General features: G+C 58.0%; 16 protein-coding genes. 4 read left to right on the top strand and 12 right to left on the bottom strand.

The window, feature by feature from the left end; genetic code table 11:
* Positions 1-28: 28 nt before the first annotated feature.
* Entirely contained in the window at positions 29-826 is a 798-nt protein-coding gene (locus ACN28Q_RS07100; RefSeq protein ID WP_095845702.1) for a transporter substrate-binding domain-containing protein, read from the top strand.
* Between the two features lie 141 nt (positions 827-967).
* The gene (locus tag ACN28Q_RS07095; protein WP_230469584.1) at positions 968-1630 is read left to right on the top strand and encodes a GntR family transcriptional regulator; all 663 of its coding nucleotides are present in this window, start codon (positions 968-970) and stop codon (positions 1628-1630) included.
* Positions 1631-1659: 29 nt separating this feature from the next.
* Here ACN28Q_RS07095 and alsK read toward each other — a convergent pair whose 3' ends face one another.
* The 6 genes from alsK to ACN28Q_RS07065 all read right to left on the bottom strand — a co-directional run bounded on the left by alsK (position 1660) and on the right by ACN28Q_RS07065 (position 7817).
* The gene (gene alsK / locus ACN28Q_RS07090; RefSeq protein ID WP_095845700.1) at positions 1660-2568 is read right to left on the bottom strand and encodes an allose kinase; all 909 of its coding nucleotides are present in this window, start codon (positions 2566-2568) and stop codon (positions 1660-1662) included.
* The gene (alsE, locus tag ACN28Q_RS07085; protein ID WP_095845699.1) at positions 2561-3247 is read right to left on the bottom strand and encodes a D-allulose 6-phosphate 3-epimerase; all 687 of its coding nucleotides are present in this window, start codon (positions 3245-3247) and stop codon (positions 2561-2563) included. Before alsE ends, alsK begins: the two co-directional genes overlap by 8 nt.
* Positions 3248-3257: 10 nt before the next feature.
* Complete coding sequence (gene alsC, locus ACN28Q_RS07080; RefSeq protein ID WP_095845698.1) at positions 3258-4238, bottom strand: D-allose ABC transporter permease; 981 nt, start codon at positions 4236-4238, stop codon at positions 3258-3260.
* A complete protein-coding gene (gene alsA / locus ACN28Q_RS07075) occupies positions 4217-5749 on the bottom strand; it encodes a D-allose ABC transporter ATP-binding protein AlsA (RefSeq protein WP_095845697.1) in 1533 nt (510 codons plus the stop codon). Before alsA ends, alsC begins: the two co-directional genes overlap by 22 nt.
* Before the next feature lie 139 nt (positions 5750-5888).
* Positions 5889-6824: a D-allose transporter substrate-binding protein gene (alsB, locus tag ACN28Q_RS07070; protein ID WP_095845696.1), complete on the bottom strand. Its 936-nt coding sequence runs from the start codon at positions 6822-6824 to the stop codon at positions 5889-5891.
* A 108-nt stretch (positions 6825-6932) separates the two neighbouring features.
* On the bottom strand, positions 6933-7817 hold the full coding sequence (locus tag ACN28Q_RS07065; RefSeq protein ID WP_095845695.1) for a MurR/RpiR family transcriptional regulator: 885 nt from the start codon (positions 7815-7817) through the stop codon (positions 6933-6935).
* 373 nt (positions 7818-8190) lie between these two features.
* On the opposite strand from ACN28Q_RS07065, the gene rpiB reads away from it, so the two are divergent.
* Both rpiB and ACN28Q_RS07055 read left to right on the top strand, forming a co-directional pair.
* Positions 8191-8664 (top strand): bifunctional allose-6-phosphate isomerase/ribose-5-phosphate isomerase RpiB, encoded by a 474-nt coding sequence (gene rpiB / locus ACN28Q_RS07060; RefSeq protein ID WP_095845694.1) that lies wholly within the window; start codon positions 8191-8193, stop codon positions 8662-8664.
* A 695-nt stretch (positions 8665-9359) separates the two neighbouring features.
* Positions 9360-10508, top strand: a complete 1149-nt coding sequence (locus ACN28Q_RS07055) for an integrase core domain-containing protein (protein ID WP_095845103.1) — start codon at positions 9360-9362, stop codon at positions 10506-10508.
* 256 nt (positions 10509-10764) lie between these two features.
* Here the strand turns inward: ACN28Q_RS07055 and ACN28Q_RS07050 are convergent, their stop codons facing one another.
* From ACN28Q_RS07050 to ACN28Q_RS07025, 6 genes are all read right to left on the bottom strand, one after another.
* The gene (locus ACN28Q_RS07050; protein ID WP_095845693.1) at positions 10765-12204 is read right to left on the bottom strand and encodes an N-acyl-D-amino-acid deacylase family protein; all 1440 of its coding nucleotides are present in this window, start codon (positions 12202-12204) and stop codon (positions 10765-10767) included.
* A 12-nt stretch (positions 12205-12216) separates the two neighbouring features.
* Complete coding sequence (locus tag ACN28Q_RS07045) at positions 12217-13002, bottom strand: SDR family oxidoreductase (RefSeq protein WP_095845692.1); 786 nt, start codon at positions 13000-13002, stop codon at positions 12217-12219.
* Positions 13002-13940 (bottom strand): dihydrodipicolinate synthase family protein, encoded by a 939-nt coding sequence (locus ACN28Q_RS07040; RefSeq protein ID WP_095845691.1) that lies wholly within the window; start codon positions 13938-13940, stop codon positions 13002-13004. Before ACN28Q_RS07040 ends, ACN28Q_RS07045 begins: the two co-directional genes overlap by 1 nt.
* On the bottom strand, positions 13928-14635 hold the full coding sequence (locus tag ACN28Q_RS07035) for a GntR family transcriptional regulator (RefSeq protein WP_165907130.1): 708 nt from the start codon (positions 14633-14635) through the stop codon (positions 13928-13930). The genes ACN28Q_RS07040 and ACN28Q_RS07035 overlap by 13 nt, the downstream gene beginning before the upstream one ends.
* Before the next feature lie 65 nt (positions 14636-14700).
* Positions 14701-15702 (bottom strand): ABC transporter ATP-binding protein, encoded by a 1002-nt coding sequence (locus tag ACN28Q_RS07030; RefSeq protein WP_095845689.1) that lies wholly within the window; start codon positions 15700-15702, stop codon positions 14701-14703.
* Positions 15683-17395: an ABC transporter permease subunit gene (locus ACN28Q_RS07025; protein WP_095845688.1), complete on the bottom strand. Its 1713-nt coding sequence runs from the start codon at positions 17393-17395 to the stop codon at positions 15683-15685. Before ACN28Q_RS07025 ends, ACN28Q_RS07030 begins: the two co-directional genes overlap by 20 nt.
* Positions 17396-17455: the final 60 nt, after the last annotated feature.

The following is a 17455-nucleotide window of genomic DNA, read 5'->3' as shown; positions in this document are numbered from 1 at the left end:
CTATTCAACATATCGGGAGTCATGCCACATGAAACTAAAATTTGTTTTTAGTCTTGCCGTACTGGTGTCAGCGTTGATGTCCTTTTTTGCCGCGGCGGCGGGCGATGGGCAACTTGAACTGCTCAAGCAAGGGGAATTACGCGTTGCCACCGAAGGGACCAACCCGCCGTACAGCATGCGGATGGCAAATGGCCAATTGGACGGCCTGGAAATCAGCGTAATGAAAGAGATCGCCCGGCGTCTTGATCTGAAATACATGCCGATTGTGACGAAATGGGACTCCATTTTAATTGGCCTGCAGGCCGATCAGTTTGATATCAGCAGCGCTGCGATGGATATTACCCCGGAACGGCAAAAAGCGATTATCTTTGCCGACGGTTGGATCGAATCCGGCGGCCGGATTATTATTCCGCAAGATTCAGCTATTCAATCCGCACAGGATCTGAAAGGCAAACGGATTGGCGCGCAGGTTTCTTCCACCTATGCACAGTTGGCGGTGGAGCACGGTGCGATATTAAAAAGCTACGTTGACGTAACGGCTGCCGTGCAGGATATGGCGAACGGGAATATCGATGGGGTGATTAATGACTCGATTGGTAATGCCTACCTGATTAAAGACATGAAGCTGCCTTTTAAACAGACGCCGGACTATGTGAACCAGATCCAGAAAGGCTTTGCGCTGAAAAAGGGCAAGCCGAATTTGGTTGCTGCCGTCAATAAAGCCCTGGCTGAAATGAAGGCCGATGGCACTTACGCTAGGCTGGTAACCCCGCTGGTGGGTTACGATCCTGCGCCGAAAGATCCGGTGCGCAGCTTGGCGCAGTAATGCGGCGCAGGGCCTGCTGCTGTATCTTTGAGATGAAAATGCTAGGCTGTGTTCGGCAATCCTTGCCGGGCACCGCGGCCGGGGTTGCAGACGGATTAGCCTGATTAACGGTATATCCAGTGTGAAAATACGATGGTTTCTATGAGCACAAGCTACTGTATGAATGATGATAACGAACGGAATTTAAGCAGGAAGGCTTACGATATCATTTTGCAAATGATCATCAACCGCGAACTGCCGGTGAATACCGTATTGCAGGAACGGCGCCTGGCGGAAATGATGGATATTTCCCGCACGCCGGTAAGGAATGCGCTCAACAGGCTGGAAAACGAAGGCTTTATTGTGCGTAACGGCGGCAGAACGCCAGTAGTGAAAGAGTTCTCCATCCAGGAACTGATCGAAACGCTGCACGTGCGCCGCACTCTGGAAGGTGAGGCGGCTCGCCTGGCCGCCGGCCGTATTCCCGGCGATGAGCTGGATGCCATCGCCAGGCAGATTAAACGCCTGCTTAGCCAGGACCGGCCGGACCCCAAAGAGGATTGGGCGGTGGATACCCGCCTGCATGACGCGATCGCCCATTACAGCGGCAACCGCTTATTGAAAGGCTATATTCAAACCCTGCGCTTAAAAACCAGCATGTTCAATTTGCGCCAAGTGCCGGAACGCTTTGTTATTGGCCATAACGAACATTTGGCGATCATTGAAGCGCTGCGCAACGGGCAGGCCGAACAGGCGCGGGATCTGCTTATCGCGCACATTGATAACGTGCGGGAAAGCATCATCAAACGCCTGAGCCAATTCTGAATCCCCTCCGCCAGGCCGCACAGGGCCGGCTAATTCAGCCAGCGGCGGCGGGCAAGGCCGGCGGCCCCGCAGGCGCCGTTAAAGTCTGAAGAAGAGGCGGGGATAAAGCGCACCGCGTCATGGGGCAGCGGGCGGCGCAGATGCGTACGCACGCCGGCGATCAGCTCGCATAACGGGAACCCCGGCATATCCATTACCCCGCCGCCGAGGATCACGCTGTGCGGATCAAACAGGTTGATGCTGGTGGCGATGGCGCGCGCCGCGTGCGCCAGCAATGCAACAATAAAGGCATCGCTGCGGCTGTGTAAAAACAGCTCGCCGAGCGTATAAGCGCGCGGCGTTTGTTCATACCAGTGGCGCAGCGCCACGCCGGAACAGACCGTTTCCAGGCAGCCGAGATTGCCGCAGCCGCAGCGCATGCGGCCGTCGCCCTGCGGAATATGGCCAAGCTCGCCCGCCACGCCGTGGGCGCCGGTCCAGGGGGCGCCGTTGAGCCAGATGGCGAACCCCATGCCGGTGCCGAGGTAGGCGGCCAGCACCACCTCGTTCTCCAGCGCGTTTTCATGCACATCATAAGAGAGCTGCAGATTGACATCGCGCGCAAACTGCACCGGGCACGCGAGTTGGTGTTCCAGGCATTCGGCCAGGCCGGCGAATTCGCTGGCCGTCAGCGGCAGGTTGGGGGTTGAGATAATGGTGCGCCGATCGCTGCCCACCAGCGCCGGGAACCCGATCATCACGCCCAGGCCGCGTGCACGGTGCCGCTCAAACAGCTGGCGCAGCTGGCCGCTAAGCCCGGCGGCCAGGCCGGGAGCAATGACCTCCGCGGTGGGTAATTTCTTGCAGACGATCTCCACCCCCTCGGCGTTTTGCAGGCAGAAGCGGGTATGGGTGGCGCCCATATCCACCCCGGCCACCACGGGAAGCGGTTCAGACATGGCGGGCCTCCGCGCTTTTGGCTTGCACAATCTGCTGCGCCATGATGTTCCAGGCTTCGGCAACATCCGGTGAATGGCTGAACAGGCCGGAGGAGCCGACGATCAGCACATCCGCACCGGCCTCAATCAGGCGCTGATAGGTGCCTTGGTTGCAGGAGCCATCGATCTCGATTTCATAAGACAGCCCTTCACGCGTGCGCCATTCTTTCAGTTCGGCGATTTTTTCCAGCATTTCCGGGATGAAGGGCTGCCCGGCAAAGCCGGGATCAACCGTCATCACGGTGATCTTGTCGGCCTTGTGAATGTAATACTTCATCGTATCGACCGCGGTTTCCGGGTTAAGGATCAGGCCCACTTTCATGCCGTGCCGGCGGATCTCATCGAACAGGCGAAACGCCTGGCCGTTGATGGTTTCCGGGTGCAGGGTAATGAAATCGGCGCCGGCGGCCGCCAGCGAGGCGATGTAGTCCTGCGGCCGGGTCACCATCAGGTGACAGTCAAGCGGTTTACTCGCTAGGCGGCGCACCTGGCTGACGAAAAACGGCGAGAGCGTCAGGTTCGGCACGAAGTGGCCGTCCATAATGTCGATATGAAAATAGTCCGCATGGCGATCGATAAACTCGATCTGCTCTTTGAACTTCAATAGATCCATACACATCAGAGAGGGGGATATTTTCATCATTGGCTCCTTACTTACTGATCAGCCGATCCAGTGCGACAGCGGCGATAATCAGCCCGCCCATCACCACCAGTTGGTAGTAGGTTTGTACTTGCAGAATATTCAGGCCGTTATTGATGGTGCCGATGATCAGGCCGCCGATCACCACCGAGAAAATGCGCCCCTTGCCGCCGAAGAAGCTGGTGCCGCCGATAATGGCGCTGGCAATGGCGTAGGTTTCAAATCCCATGCCGGCTAACGGCTCGGCCGCGCCGAGGCGCGCGGTGGACACCACGCCCGCCAGCCCGGCGCAAATGCCGGAGATGATGAACACCACCAACATATGGAACTTCACATCAATGCCGGAATAAAAGGCGGAGTTTTTGTTGCCGCCCAGCGCATAGATGTTGCGCCCCAGCCGGGTGCGGGTGGTGAGGAACCACAGCACAATGGCGATCAGCAGCGAGAAGATAACCGGTACCGGTATGCCGATAACGCTGGCGGCGAAGAAATTGACGAAGTCGAAAGAGAAACCGTACACCGAGTTGGCGTCGGAAATCACCAGCGTAATGCCGCGGAAGATGGCGTTGGTGCCCAGCGTAATGATAAACGGGTGCAGCCCCGTCCAGTTCACCAGGCAGCCGTTGATGGCGCCAAGCGCGCCGCCGACCACCACGCCGCCAATCAGCGCGGCGGAAACCGGATCAAAGCCGGCCAGCATCAGTTTGGCGGTGACCATGCCCGACAGTGCTAGGATCGCGCCGACCGAAAGATCGATCCCCGCCACCAGAATGGCGAAGAATTCCCCCATGCCGATCAGCACGGTTACCGAACTTTGCACGAAAATCTGCGTGATGTTGTTGGCGGTGAGGAAATACTCCGCCGACAGCGTGCCGAAGATCGCCACGATAATCGCGAGGATGAAAAACGTGCCGTATTTATCCCAGAACAGGGCGAAGTTAAACGGCGTCTTCTCTGGCGGCTCGCCTTTTACTCTTGAGGTAATGCCCATGCCATAATCTCCTCTTCGCTGATATCGTCGCGATTGTTCAAAATTTTCGTCAGGCGCCCTGCGCAAAACACCGCAATACGGTCACAGACGGTAATAATTTCCGGCAGCTCGGAAGACACCATCAGGATCACTTTCCCTTCGTCCGCCAGCCGGCGCATCACTTTGTAAATTTCAGCCTTGGCCCCCACATCGATGCCGCGGGTCGGCTCATCGAAAATAATCACTTCCGGGTGGCAGCAGAGCCATTTGGAAATCAGCACCTTTTGCTGGTTACCGCCCGACAGCTCAGTGATGTTTTGATTCACCGACTGGCACTTAAGCGCGAGCAGGGCGCGTTGCTGTTCGGCGATTTCATGCTCTTGCTGCGGCTTGAATAACCCGATGGCGCCTTTGTAGCCGCCGTCTTTCAGGCTGCGGCTGATGGCGATGTTTTCAGCAATGGAAAAGTTGGCGAAAAAGCCGTTCTCGCGCCGGCTTTCGGTGATGTATGCCATGCCTTTTTTCAACGCGTCGAGCGGCGAACGGGGCGTGATCGGCTTGCCGTGCAGCAGGATCTCCCCCTGGCTGCGTTTTTCGGCGCCGAACAGGCAGTTCATCAGCTCAGTGCGGCCGGAGCCCACCAGCCCGGCGAAACCGAGGATTTCGCCCCGGCTGACCGTAAAAGAGATATCGCGGACTTTCTTTTTGTCGCGGCTGGTGACGTGTTTCACTTCGAACACCGTGTCCGGCTCCACGTTGCCGGCATTCTCTTTCAGCGCCATAAAGCGGTTTTGCAGCTCGCGGCCCACCATCATGCGCACGATGTCGTCGTTGCTGACGTCGCTCACCATGCCGCTGCTGACGCTGCTGCCGTCTTTCATCACCGTGTAGCGATCGCAGATTTGGCGGATCTCATTGAGCTTGTGCGAGATATACACGATCGCACAGCCCTCTTTGCGCAACTGCTGCATGATCAGGAACAAGTAATCTACTTCTTTGCTGGTCAGCGAAGAGGTTGGCTCATCCATGATGATCACTTTGGCGTTGAGCATCAGCGTTCTGGCGATTTCCAACATTTGTTTATGGCTGATGGATAAATTCGCCACTTTTTCATCAAGATCCACTTTTAGGCCGACGCGTAATAACATCATGGCGGCGCGCAGGCGCATTTCTTTCCAGTCAATAATCGTGATGCCGCAGACTTTTTTGGTCAGGTGCCGGCCAATATAAAGATTTTCCAGCACCGTTAATTCGTCTATAACGCTTAACTCCTGGTAAATAATGCCCACGCCTAATTGCGAGGCGAGTTTATGATCCAGTTTGTTATAGTCGGTGTGATCAATGGTGATTGTCCCTTTGGTGGGTTCATAGATACCCGACAATATTTTCATCAGGGTTGATTTGCCGGCGCCGTTTTCACCTAATAACGCATGTATTTCATGAGTGTAAATGGCTAAATCAACCGATTTTAATGCGTGAACCGGGCCAAAAGATTTGCCGATCCCCGCCATGCTGATATAAGGCGTGACCATTTAATTACCTCTATTCCGCCATGCTCCAGGTATCCGCGATATTTGCGCTTGCGGTGTGGCGCGTTTATCCCGCAACTCGAATTCTTTTGGGTATATATTTCGCCTTGGCCCCCGGTTTGCGCCACCGGGGGCCGGGTGGCTATTGGGTAATCAGTACCGAATCGACCAGTTTGAATTCCGGCTGTTTATCCAGCGGGATCACCTGGCCAGTCTTGGCTTTTTCCACCAGCAGACGCAGGCCGGTTGCACCGATATCCGCCGGGTTCTGGGCGACGGTGGCGGTCATTTGCCCGCCAGCCACCATTTTGCGCGCTTCAGGAATACCATCGGTGCCCACGACCAGGACCTTGCCGGTTTTGCCGGCGTTGATCACCGCCTGGGCCACGCCCATCGCCATGGTATCGTTGGCGCAGTAGAAGGCTTTCAGATTCGGGTTGCGCTGCAATACGTTGGTAGCAACATCCAGCGCTTTGATGCGATCCCAGTCGGCGGGCTGGCTGGCAACCAGTTTGATCGCGCCGGCTTTTTGGAAGGCTGCGGTCGCCCCCTGGCGGCGCGCTTCGCCGGAGGCGTTGCCGGCTTTGCCTTCGATAATCGCCACCTCACCGCCTTCTGCACCCAGCCGCTGAATGATGTAGTCGGCCGCTTTGCCGCCCACGGCGACGTTGTCGGTGGTGACGAACGCTTCCACGTTGCCGCCCGCTTTTTTCAGGTTATCCATGTCGATTTTTTCATCGAGATTGACCAGGAAAATCCCTTTTTTCCAGGCGCGGGTAACCGGCATCACCAGGTTTACCGAAGAGAGCGGCGCGAAGGCGATGCCTTTGTAGTTTTTATTACTGAGATCTTCGAAGAGCTGCAGCTGCGACTGGAAATCCCCCTCCGAAGGCGAAGCGAAAATATCAACGCTAACGCCACTGGCTTTCGCCTGATCCTCAATGCCTTTTTTCATATCGACCCAAAACGGGTTGGATAGCGTTTTTAAGACCACGGCATAATCGGCGGCGGCGAAAGCACTGGTGGATAACATCACACCGACAGCAGCGCTACTGAATAACTTCAGAAGTTTGTTCATTGTATTATTCTCACTGTAGGGTAACTATTATATATACCGGATTATTTCAGACCACAGGGGCCTGAATTAATCGGGTATCGTTTTCAACTGTGGCCTGAAAATTTCTGGTTATTTATCCCGGCGGAAAAAGTTAACGATAGCGCCGGTTTTTTCCATATTTAACGTTGCCTGCTCAATATTCTGTTGTGCGACGGAAACAAAAAAAGCGTCTAATAAGGTCAGTTGTAAAATACGTGCCGAGGCGTTGCGCCCTAACAATGGCGTTTCCGGCGCCGGCGAACAGATAATAAAGTCTGCCAGTTTGGCGATCGGCGAGTTATAGCTGTGGGTGATACAAATAATCTTCGCCCCGTTGCTCTTCGCCAATTCTACCGCTTCTTGCAGATCGCTGGTGCGCCCGGAGTGGGAGACCACCAGCACCACATCCCCTTCTTGCAGCAACGCGGCGGACATCATCATGATGTGCGCGTCCTGGTAGGCGTGGCAGCGCACGCCGATGCGCAGCAGCTTATGCTCGATATCGGCGCAGATCGCGTTTGAGCCGCCGACGCCGTACAGATCGCGCTGTTTGGCGTGGTAAAAATAACGCGCCGCACGGTGGATCTCATCCACATTGACGATCGACTGGCCTTCCATAATGGTACGCAGGGTGATGTTGAACACCTTGTTCACCACATCTTGCGGCGCTTCATCGAAAGACAGCTCGGCCGGCAGCACCTGTTCGGACTGTGAAAAGTAGTCGATCAGCGAACTGCGCAGGTTGCGAAAACCGCTAAACCCCAGCAGCTTCGACACTTTGACAATCATCGCCTCCGACACCATTAGCGCTTCGGCAACGTCTTTTATCGACGGCGCTCCGCTTAAATTACCCGGCGCCAAAAACCATTCCACGATTCGGCTTTCGTTTTCCGTCATGCCTTCCTGCTTCATGCGCAGGTAAGGGGCGATGCCGATCCCGTTCGGGATGCCCTGATCAAATTCTGATTGGCTCATTTGCTTCTCGCGTCCATAAACTGAAGACACCACTATATCACCACAGGCTGTTGATAAAATATGCAACAAACTTCACAAAATTATAAAACTTATAAAGTTAATCTTTGTGTGAAGTTTGCTCGGGTGCGGCAGATAGGCGTGGTTTGACATTTTTATTTAATATTCAATTGATTAATTTAATTTTTTGCCAGAAGCCGTCTGCTTTGTGTGATGCCATTAATCTTAATAAAACACACTTTTGTGAAATAGCGTGCTGCCCTGGCGGAGAGAATCGCCGTGTTTAGGCGGTTTTTATCGGTTAATTTGGCTTTATTTCACAAGTAAAATAACTTTTGTAAAGTTAGCGAGATAGCCCAATCAACGAGAGGTTGTAATGAAGAACATAGCCCTTGGCTGCGATCATGTCGGTTTTGAACTGAAGGCGGCCATCGCCGCGCACCTGCAACAGCGCGGTGTTACGGTGGTGGATAAAGGCACCTGGTCCAGTGAACGTACGGATTACCCGCGCTACGCCGGTGCGGTGGCGGAAGCGGTGTTGGCGGGGGAAGTGGAGGGCGGCATTCTGATTTGCGGCACCGGCGTGGGCATTTCCATCACGGCCAATAAATACCCCGGCATCCGGGCCGTGGTGTGCAGCGAGCCTTATTCCGCCCAACTGTCACGGCAGCACAATAACACCAATATTCTGGCGTTCGGCGCACGGGTGGTGGGGCAAGAGCTGGCGAAAATGATCGTGGATGCCTGGCTTGACGCCCAGTTTGAAGGTGGGCGCCATCAGGCGCGGATTGATGCAATTAGCGAGATCGAAACGCGCGTTGGTCATGTGCCCGGCGCAGCCTGCGGTTAACCTCAGAAAGAGTGTTATTGGAACAGTACTCTGCCGCCACCAGCGTAAGGGGAATTGCCTTAATCGTATCGAATTTCTTTGCGGCAATAGTGGTAGGCAATTGTCAGGGCCGAAGGCCCGGCCCCGACACCCCGGCCTGCGCTTAACATGGCCTGCCCGCTGCGCGGGTCCCCTCGCGGCGTCCCCGTCGCCGGACGGGTCGGCTACGACAAACATCCCTGTTTGTCTCGCCTCAATCGACCGTCCGTGGCCGATTGCCCCTGGCAACGGTGCCTTGCTCGGCAGCCCAAGATGCGCGCGGAAGGTCAAAACCTGAATCTATCGCCACCGGGCAACCTAACCTTCGGTTTTGACACAATCAAAGACAACGCATTTGGTGAGTGGAGCACCGGGGTTGAAGCCATTGAAGGCGCCGAACGGCGGAACGTAGCATAGGCGAAACCGCCAGGACGGCGGTTTCAGGCGAGACAGGCAGGGACGCCTGTCGTAGCCGGCCGTTAATGCGAAGTGACACAGTGAGGGTAGCCGCGCAGCGGCCGCCTGATATGGCGCTGGCGCGGGTCGTTAGGGGCCGCGCCCTGTATGAACCGGGCACATGGGTAACACTTTACACCGGGCACATGGGTAACACTTTACACCGGGCACATGGGTAACAGGTTATAACTGGCACAGTTAACGAGATAGGGAGGTTTACTGTGCCTTGGCCTGAGAGTGTTACCATGCAACGTTTGCAATTTGTCACCGCTTGTCTGAAGGGCGATACTTCTGTCGCTGAGCTATGCCGCCGTTTCAACATTAGTCGCAAAACTGGCTATAAGTGGCTGTCCCGATTTTCTCCTGATGATATTTCCTCTCTTTCTGACCATTCCCGAGCTCGCCATCATCAACTTTCCATACCGCTGCCAACGGTGGAATTGCTTCTTGAGAAGAAACAGCAGCACCCTACATGGGGCCCGGAAAAGATAAGACAATTACTTTTGAATATGGATGTTTCGGATGTGCCCGCTGCCAGTACTATTGGGGGCATATTTAAGATCCATGGCCTGACAAAAAAACGTAATCGATTGAAATACAAACCCAAACGGTCTTATGTGCTCCATAAGATAAACCAGCCAAATGATGTCTGGAGCGCGGATTTCAAAGGCAAGTTCACCCATACAACCGGACGTTGGTGTCATCCTTTCACACTGACGGATAACTACAGCAGAATGGTACTTGCCTGTGATGCCACGTATTTACCCGATGGGAAATTTGTCATTCCCTGCCTCGAGCGAGTCTTCCACGAATGTGGTTTGCCCCAGGTTCTACGCACCGATAACGGTCCACCTTTTGCCGGTGCCGGGCTGTGGGGATTAAGCCAGATGTCTATCTGGCTAATCAAATGTGGTGTTACTCCCGAGCGAATTCGCCCAGGGAAACCGACAGAGAATGGACGTCATGAAAGAATGCACAGAACAATGAAAGAGGGAATGAAACAGTGTCATAAATTTGCCTCTCTGGAGGAACAACAGACATGGCTAAACACATGGAGAAAAGAATTTAATGAAGTTCGGCCACATAAGGCTCTGGGAGGAAAAACGCCCCAATCAGTCTGGTGTCCTTCCCCCCGGATTTATACTGGGGCACAAAAGGAGATGCCGGTACCAAAGGGGGCGAAGTTACTGCGTGTGGAAGTGAAAGGTGATTTATGGTTCAACGGCCGACGAATCTTCCTATCGGAGGCCCTCAGGTATGAATGGGTGTGGATGAAAGAAGTTGACGATGACACGGACGAAATAGGGTTCGGGGAGTTGGTATTGGCCCGGTACGATAGACAGAACCATCGTATAATCCGGGCTGATTAAAGAATAAATGCGTTACCTATGAGGCTGGTCAGATCTGTAACCTATGTGCCCGGTTCATACAGCCCACGGCCCCTAACTCGGGCGCGGGCTACGGTGTTGCAAAAAGCCACGATATGATGGCGACCGAAACCCTCCTCGACCTCAACAAAGAATGTCGGTGAAACAGTATTTGTAACCCACCGTGTAAGCGGAATTGCCTTAATCGTATCGAATTTCTTTGCAGCAATTATCAGCGCCGAAGGCGTAACTCCCCAACCTATTGGGGCGCTCGGCGAACAATTTGCCCCGCCTTATCATGCTGCACCTGCCTGTCGGCCCAGGCCAATTGCCCATTCACCCAAACATACTCAATCCCCGTTGCCCGGGTGCAAGGCTCCGCGAAAGTGGCGCTGTCTTGCACCGTCTCGGTGTTGAACAGCACCAGATCGGCAAAGTGGCCGGGCGCAATCCGGCCGCGCAGCGGGATGCCCAGCTCGGCGGCGGGTAAACCGCTCATCTTGTGGATGGCGGTGTGCAGCGGGAACAGGCCGAGTTCGCGACTATAATGCCCCAATACCCGCGGGAACGTGCCCCACAGCCGTGGATGCGGGTGCTCGTCGTGCGGCATACCGTCAGAGCCGATCATCGTCGGCGGGAAGGCCAGAATGCGCTGCACATCCTGCTCGTCCATCATGAAGTAAATGGCGCCGGCCGGCATCAGCCGTTCCGCCGCCGCTTCATCACTCACGCCCCATTGGGCGGCGATATCGGCCAGCAACTGCCCGGCCAGATGCGGATGCGGGGTTGACCAGCTCACCAGCACCCGGGAAGCCCGCGCCACAAACGCCGGGTTTAGCGTGGTGGAGGACGCGTTATAAGGGTAGCAATCCAATGACAGCGGCTGCCGGGCGCGGGCGGCCTGAATGCTGGCCAGGGTTTCCAGCGAGCGGCCGTGGTTTTTCACCCCGGCGAGCTTGTGGTGTGAAATCAATACCCGCACGCCCAGGCGGCGGCCGATGGCGTAGCTCTCTTCCAACGAATCCAGCACCGCTTCCGCCTCATTACGCATATGGGTGGCGTAAATGCCGCCATAGCGCGCCAACGGTTCGCCCACCGCCACGATCTCCTCCTGCGTGGCTGCCCGCGCGGCGGGGTAGAAGGTGCCGGTCGAGAAGCCGAAAGCGCCGTCGGCCAAGGCTTCCTCCAGCCGCACGCGCATGACGGCGCATTCCGCCGCGCTGGCCTCGCGCGTCAGGTCGCCGTGCATCACGCTGGCGCGCAGGGTGGTGTGCCCCACCATGCAGGCGGCGTTCACCATGATGCCCTGGGTCGCCATGGCCGCCAGGTAGTCGGCAAAGCGCGGGAAACGCAGCCAGGCCGGCGTGGCGATCAAATCCAGCGGCGCCGGTATCTGCGCCATGGACGCCGGCGCCAGGCTTAGGCCGCAGTTGCCGGTGATGACGGTGGTCACCCCCTGCGACAGCTTGGCGGTCATCATGCCGGGCTGTAGCAGGGCGCGATCGTCATGGGTATGCACATCAATAAAGCCCGGCGCCAGCGCCAGACCGCGCGCGTCGATCGTCTGGGTGCCGTGCAGGGTGCCCGGCGCGCCCACCGCCTGAATATGGCGGCCAGCGATCGCCACATCCGCTTTTTGCGGCGGGTTGCCGCTGCCGTCGTACAGCATGCCGCCGCGAATTACACAACTATTGCCCATGGGGAACCGGTCCTAGAGTGAAGGGATCATGCCGCCATCCACCCGCAAAATGCTGCCGGTGATAAAGGAAGCCTGCTGGCTGGCGAGAAAGGCGGCCACCGCGCCGTACTCTTGTGGCTGGCCATAGCGCCCGGCGGGGATAGCGGCGCGGCTTTTGGCCTGCACATCCTCGACCGCCGTCTGTTCGCGCCCGGCGCGGGCGGCGTCCAACTGTGCGACGCGGTCGGTTGCGATGCGCCCCGGCACCAGAATATTGGCGGTGATGCCGTGCGGCGCCACTTCCGCCGCCAGCGTTTTAGACCAGCCCACCAGTGCCAGGCGCAGCGCGTTGGAAACCGCCAGATTGGCGATAGGCGCCACCACGCCGGATGATGTGCTGGTGATGATCCGCCCCCAGCCGGCGGCGATCATATCCGGCAGGATCTGATCGGTCAGTTGGATCAGCGCGCTGACCATGGCGTTAAACTGGTTTTGCCATACCTCGGCGGGCACGCCGGCGGCAGTCGAAGGCGCCGGGCCGCCGGAGTTATTCACCAGGATGGTAATCGCGCCGTGCACCTGGCGTATCTGGCCGAGGGTGGCGGCAAAGCTTTCCGGCTGCGTGAGATCCAGCGCCCAGGCGCTGGCCTTGCCGCCGGCCTGTTCGATAAGCTGCACCGTGTGCGCCAGTTTGTCCATGTTGCGCCCGGTCACCGCCACGGTCACGCCTTCGGCCGCCAGCGCAACGGCTATCGCACGGCCCAGGCCGCTGCCCGCGCCGCATACCAGCGCCACTTTATCCGCGATCATCAGATCCATTATTGCACTCCCCCTTGCTGTAATTTTTGTTTCAGCCTGTCGATCAGGCCGGTCAGTTCATCCAGATCGTTTTGGTCCAGCGCCGGGCCGGCTGGGCGCACCCGCGCGTGCTGTATCGCACCGCGGCGGCGCAGGGTTTCCTTACGCAGCGCCAACCCAATGCCGTACTGGAACTCATGGCGCAGCAGCGGCAGATAGCGATCAAAAATATCTTCGCCGCGCGTTGCATCCCCTTCGGCATAGGCGCGGCAAACTTGCACCAGCATTTCCGGCCAGGCGAAGCCGGTCATTGCGCCGTCGGCGCCGCGCGCCAATTCCTGGGGCAAAAACAGCCCGCCATTGCCGACCAAAATACTGATGCGGCGCAGCCCCCGCTCGGCGCTTTGCCGGCGCAGTTGGCTGAGCTTGCCCATGCCGGAAAGCTCTTCGTGCTTGAGCATCACCAACTGCGGCAGTGCTTCAATCAGCCGCAGCATGACCGGCACCGAGGTATAGACGCCGGTTGATTGCGGGTAGTCCTGCAGGCAGAGAGGAATGTCCGGGCCGAGCAGTTCGCCGATGGTGAGGAAATAGTTTTCCACCTGCGGATCGGTTTTCAGGTTGGGCGCCGGCGCCAGCATCACGCCCGCGGCGCCGCAGGCCATGGCCTTTTTAGCCAGGCGTTCCACGTGGCGATGCGAAGGGTGGCTCACGCCGACGATCACCGGCACCCGGCCGTTAACCCGCGTCAGCACGCGTTGCATGAATTGCTCGGTTTCCTCTTCGGTCAGCTTGTGGGCTTCGCCGAGAATGCCGAGGATGGTGATGCCGTCCACTCCCTTTTCCAGGTAGAAATCGGTCAGGGTATCGGCGCTGGCCAAATCCAGTTCGCCGCTGTCGGTAAAGGGCGTGGCGGAGATGATGTACACCCCCTTGGCCTGTTCAGTCAGTTTTTGCATGCGGTGATGCTCCCCGGTAACAGTGAGGTAAACCGCGCCACGATGCTGGCGCGGACTTGAGTCAGGTGGTGCGCCATCGCCTGGCGGGCGCCGTTGGCATCGTTGGCGCGGATGCACTCCATCAGTTGGAGATGTTCGCGGCAGCCCGGCTCGAAGCGGGCGATGCTGCCGTTTTGATCGAACGTGCGCGCCTTGATGCGCAGATCGAAAATCAGGCTTTCCATTTGCGCGCTGCCGCAGTGGGCGGCAATGGTCAGGTGCACCAGGTTATCGATACGGTGGTTTTCTTCGGCGGAAAAGTCGCGCGCTTGCAGGTGGGTTTGCAGCGCCTGTATCACATTTTCCACCTGTGCCTGCGGGATGTTGCCCGTCGCCATAAAGGCCGCTTCGCCCTCCAGCAGCGCGCGCAGGTGCAGGATTTCCAGGTATTCGTGCAGCGTGGGCTCTTTCACCATCAGTTGCCCGCGCCCAATGCGGCTGGCAAAGCCGCCGCCGACCAGCCGGCTGAACGCCTCCCGCAGCGGGGTGCGCGAGACGCCGAGGGCGCTGGCCAACGCACGCTCCTGCAGCGGCACGTTGGTGGGGATGCGGCCCAGTTGGATCATATTAAGCAGGCGCCGATAGGTCGCTTCGGTGAGATCCTGCCCCCGCTTAGCCAGAAGCAACTCGTTCAACGGCGTTTCTGTTGGCTGCATAGCGTTCCCCTTGCCGAAGGCGTGAAGGTTTGGCCGTGGTATAGCGGCCGGTTGCGCCGATGGCTTCATGCGCTTTGCGCAAAGGCCATGGCGTGTTCCGCCAGAAAACCCAGCGTCAGCGTTTGCCCCGGCGTGCGCAGGGCGGCCGGCGCGTTGGCGGGCGCATAGGCCACCAGGGTTTTGCTCTGGAAATCGAACAGCAGTTTCCAGTGCAGGCCGCAGAAGGTCGCCATTTTAAGCGCCGCGTTGAAGCGTTGGCTGGCGCCGAGGCTGGCCTCGCCGACCAACAGGTGCTCAGGGCGCACTCCCAGCGTTTGCCCGTCCGGCCTATCGATAAAGTTGCACTCGCCGAGAAAGCCGGCGATAAAACGGCTATCGGGCTGGCGATACAGCGCCTGCGGGCTACCGGCGCCGACGATTTGGCCTTTATCCATGATCACAATGCGATCCGACAGGTTCATCGCTTCTTCCTGATCGTGGGTGACGAACACCACTGTCAGCCCCAACTCCTGGTGCAACTGTTTGATTTGTAACTGGATGGATTGGCGCAGGTTTTTATCCAGCGCGCCGAGGGGTTCATCCATCAGCAGAATATCCGGGTTAAACACCAGCGCCCGGGCCAGCGCGGCACGCTGCTGTTGGCCGCCGGAAAGTTCGCCGGGCAGCCGCTGCGGGTAATCGCCCAGGCTGACCAGCGCCAGCGCATCACCCACCCGGCGGTTGATGTCTTCTTTGGCCAGCCGGCGCATACGCAGCGGGAAGGCCACATTCTCGAAAACCGACATGTGGGGGAACAGCGCGTAGTTCTGGAACACCATGCCGATGTTGCGATCGGCGATGCGATCGCGGGTGACGTTTTTGCCGGCGATGATCACGTTGCCGGCATCCGGCTGTTCAAAACCGGCGATAATTTTTAGCAAGGTGGTTTTGCCGGAGCCTGAAGCCCCCAGCAGCGTGCAGAATTCCCCGCGCGCGACGGCCAGATTGAGCTGCGGGATCGCCACCGTTTGGCCGTAGGTTTTGCGGATGTTTGCCAACGCGACGTCTTTACCTTGCTGAATCTGCATGTTTGCCTCCGTGAGCGGTCAGCAGGCTCTGCAACAGCAGGATGCCCGCGGTGGCGGCGATCAGCACGCAGGAGGCGGCAATCACCGTCGGATCAAAATCAAACGCCAGCCCTTCATACATCAGTTTGGGCAGCGTGCGGTTGCGGATGGTGGTCAGGAACAGCGCCATGATCACGTCGTCAAACGAGGTGACGAAGGCGAAGATGGCGCCGCTGATAAGCCCCGGTAGCAGCGCCGGCAGCATCACCCGGCGGAACATCTGCCACGGTGGCGCGCCCAGGCTGTAGGCAGCCAGCTCCAGGTTTTTATCAAAACTCTTCAGCGCGGCGCTGAGCGTAATGAAGGTGTAGGGGGTCGCCAGGACGGTATGGCCGATGATCAGCGCCACGGAGTTGTTAATCAGCCCCAACGGGCCGCACAGGTAATAGAGCGCCACGGCGATGATAATGGCGGGCACCGACATCGGGATGATAAACAGCGTTTCCAGCCAGCTGCGGCGCGGGCCGCTGAGTTTGTGCAGCCCCAGCGCCGCACTGGCGCCCAGCAGCATCGACAGCAGCGTAACCAGCAGGCCGATGTGTACGCTTTGCCCCAGCGCGGCCATCCACTTGGCGTCGGTAAAGAAGTGCACGTACCAGCGCAATCCGTACTGCGGCGGCGGGAAGGTGGGGAATTCGTTGGTGCCGAAGCTCATCGGGATAACAATCACCAGCGGCAGGATCAGAAACACCGCCACCAGGGTGCCGGCCAGGGCGCAGGCCTTGCCGCCGGCGCCGCTCGGCACGGCGTTGATGGCCGACTGGCTACCTTTGGCGCTGCTGCCCGCCATCAGCGAATTCAGGCCAAACAGGGTGTTGAACACCCATAGCGCCAACAGCGTTGCCAGCAGCAGCACGCAGGCCAGTGCGGCGGCGATGCCCCAGTTCAACTCTTCCGTAATGTTGTATGAAATCAGGCTGGCCATCATGCGCTGGGCCGGGCCGCCCATCAGAGAGGGGGTGATGTAATAGCCCACCGCATTCATAAACACGATAATGGCGCCGGCCACCATGCCGGGGCGCGTCAGCGGCAGGATCACGCGGAAGAAAATGCCCGGCGCATCGGCACCCAGGCTTTTGGCCGCCAGCAGTAGCGTGCTGTCCAGCGAACGGAAGGAGGCATATAGCGGCAGCACGATAAACGGCATCAGGACGTGCACCATGCCGATCATCACGGCGGTGAAGTTATATAAGAAGGCGATCGGCTGTTGGGTAATGTGCACCGTCATCAGCAGGGTATTGAGCGGGCCGTTTTGCTGCAGCAGCGCTATCCAGCCGGTGGTGCGCACCAGCGCGCTGGACCAGAACGGCAGCAGAATGGCGAAAAACAGGAATTTGGTCATCGCCGGGCGCACGGCGGCCATCAGCCAGGCCAGTGGGTAACTGGTGATGATGCAGCCCAGCGTCACGGCCAGCGCGATAAAAAAGGTATTCTCCAGCACCAGCCGGTACACCGGCGTGTTCCACAGGTGCAGATAATGCGCCAGGCTCCACTGGCCGTCGACCAGAAAGCCTTCTTTCAGCAGCCCCAGAATCGGCCAGACGAAAAACAGCAACAAGAAAAGCAGCAGCGGCAGCGTTGCCAGGAAGGCTGCCCCCCGCCATCGGGCGCGGGGTGGGGCCGCAGGGGATTGCGCGAAGGTATTCACTACCATAACGGGCTCCGTTTAGAGGGGCGGATACCGCCCCGGTTGCGCAGGGTGGGTTTCAATCGC

The sequence above is a fragment of the Gibbsiella quercinecans genome, assembly GCF_002291425.1.
In the GTDB taxonomy this organism is placed as follows: Bacteria; Pseudomonadota; Gammaproteobacteria; order Enterobacterales; family Enterobacteriaceae; genus Gibbsiella; species Gibbsiella quercinecans.
This window is presented reverse-complemented; position numbering and strand designations above follow the sequence as displayed.